This is a genomic window from Mesorhizobium sp. M7A.F.Ca.CA.002.04.1.1, from assembly GCF_004022805.1.
GTDB lineage: Bacteria > Pseudomonadota > Alphaproteobacteria > Rhizobiales > Rhizobiaceae > Mesorhizobium > Mesorhizobium ciceri.
Genome location: NZ_RZPL01000843.1, coordinates 1 through 2271 on the forward strand (window position 1 = coordinate 1; position 2271 = coordinate 2271).

3 protein-coding genes are annotated in these 2271 nt (G+C 60.5%); 2 read left to right on the forward strand and 1 reads right to left on the reverse strand.

Features of this window, described 5'->3' with window-relative positions; translation table 11 throughout:
• On the forward strand, positions 1–305 hold a 305-nt coding region (locus tag ENZ75_RS34765), incomplete at its 5' end, for a hypothetical protein (protein WP_206617126.1).
• A gap of 130 nt (positions 306–435) precedes the next feature.
• Positions 436–903: an Hsp20 family protein gene (locus tag ENZ75_RS29280; protein ID WP_013529716.1), complete on the forward strand. Its 468-nt coding sequence runs from the start codon at positions 436–438 to the stop codon at positions 901–903.
• Positions 904–974: 71 nt separating this feature from the next.
• Here the strand turns inward: ENZ75_RS29280 and ENZ75_RS29285 are convergent, their stop codons facing one another.
• Positions 975–2024, reverse strand: a complete 1050-nt coding sequence (locus ENZ75_RS29285) for a low specificity L-threonine aldolase (protein WP_013529717.1) — start codon at positions 2022–2024, stop codon at positions 975–977.
• Positions 2025–2271: the final 247 nt, after the last annotated feature.

Below are 2271 nucleotides of genomic sequence, written 5' to 3' on the forward strand. Positions count from 1 at the left end.
GCTCCGCTATGGTGATAGACGCCCATGCGCCAAAAGCCAAGGAATTCCCGGTGACTGACTGGGCTGCAACAGGGAAGGCCGGAAGCCGCTTGAAAGCGTGCTTCCGGCCTCTGTCGATCCGGGAGGAAGGGACGTTACACCCGGTCGGCCTCGTTGCGGTGCCTGTTGTGCAATCGGCGCCGCCAGTCCTTGATCCTGGAATGGACTTTAGCGCCGGCTGCCTGAACGCGCGCCGAAGTGCCGGTTCATCTGCCGTTCATCAAGGGTCCGGCCGCCGTGGCTTTTGCCGCCAGGTGAAATCTTGAAATGCTTTCCAGCGCTCCCCAAATGTCTCGTGCGGTCGCCAATGTAGGGGCCGCTGGCCCACCCGAAACGCCGCTCAAGGGTTTCGCACCGGCCATACGCAAACCATGTTGCTCAACAGGAGAACACCTCATGCGTCACGTTGATTTTTCCCCGCTTTATCGCTCGACCGTCGGCTTCGATCGTCTGTTCACGATGCTCGATTCGCTTGCGCAGCCGGATGGCGCGCAGACCTACCCGCCCTACAACATCGAGCGCACCGGTGAGGATTCCTACCGGATCTCGATGGCGGTTGCCGGCTTCTCTGACGAGGAAATCTCGATCGAAGCCCATCGCAACGTGCTGACCGTGAAGGGTGAGCGCAAGGACGAGGGCACCGGCGAAGGCTCTGAACTGCTCTATCGCGGCATTGCCTCGAGAGCCTTCGAACGCCGCTTCCAGCTTGCCGACCACGTCGAAGTTGTCGGTGCTTCGCTGAAGAACGGCCTGCTGTTCGTCGACCTCAAGCGCAACATCCCCGAGGAGCTGAAGCCGCGCAAGATCGCGATTACGGCATCTTCGGCCAAGGCCAAGCAGATCGAGGCCAAGACCGCTGCCTAAAGTACAAGTCTCCTCCCGAGACGGAAGCGGCGCCGAAAGGCGCCGCTTTTTTGTTATCGGGGATTTCGGTATCAGGCGATCAGCTGGCCAAAACGGTCGACCTCATCGGCCGTCGTCGCGAAGCTGGTGACGAAGCGATACAGCAACTCGTCCTCGCTGATGTGGCCGTCAAAGCCGTGCGGCTTGTGCCAATCATAGAACGCCGCACCCGCTGCCTGCAGCTTTTCAGCTTCGGCTTTCTTGATCACTGCGAAAACCTCGTTTGCCTGCGGCAGCCATGCCAGTTTTGCCGTGGCCGAATCCTCGATCGCGGCGGCAAGGCGTGCGGCCATGGCGTTGGCGTGGCGGGCGGTGTCCAGCCACAATCCGTCTTTGAAATAGGCCTCGAACTGCGCCGCGACGAAGCGCGATTTCGAAAACAGCTGGGCGGCGCGCTTGCGCAGGAACGCCAATTCCCTGGCACGATCAAGATCGAACAGCACGATCGCTTCGGCGCACCAGCAGCCATTCTTGGTGCCGCCGAAGGACAGGATGTCGACGCCGCGTTTCCAGGTCATTTCGGCTGGCGACGTGTCGAGCGCGACCAGCGCATTGGCAAAGCGGGCGCCGTCCATGTGCAAGGGCACCGAATATCGTTTGGCGATCGCCGCGATCGTCTCGATCTCATCCAGGCCGTAGATGGTGCCGACCTCGGTCGACTGGGTGATCGAAACGGCCATCGGCCGTCCCCAATGGACGATTTCCGGTGCGAAACGGCCGATGGTCCTTTCCAGATTGTGCGGATCGATCTTGCCCAGCGCGCCATCGATCTCATGCAGGCGTGAGCCGCCGGAAAAATACACCGGCGCGCCGCATTCGTCCTCGATGACATGCGATTCGCGATGAGCAAAGGAAATGCCGCCCGGCTTGTTGTAAGCGGTCAGCGCCAGCGAGTTGGCGGCCGTGCCGGTGGCGACGAAGAACACCGCGACCTCGCGTTCGAAAATCTCGCTGAAGCGCTGGTAGACTGCCTGGTCGAGCGCTCCGTCGCCATAGGCGGTGGAAAAGCCGCCGGCATTGGCCGACAGGCCGGCGGCAATGTTGGGGTGGGCGCCTGCCCAATTGTCGGAAGCGAAGAACATGCATCTGCCTATGTCTTGGGAGAACGGGGGGTTGGGGAAATCAGACTGAAGTTGACCGGTTTCGCGTGCTGATCGCAAGGGCCAGGCGCCGGAAAAACAGTAAAGCCAGCCAACGGGCAAAGCCCAGGCCGACGACTGAAGCTTACGTTTTTCCTCAGCTTCACGACATTTTCTGTCGCGAATGCCCCAAGTTTTTTGCAAATCGGTCTTGTGTGCGTCCGGGATTTCTGCCATAAAAATTTAGGAC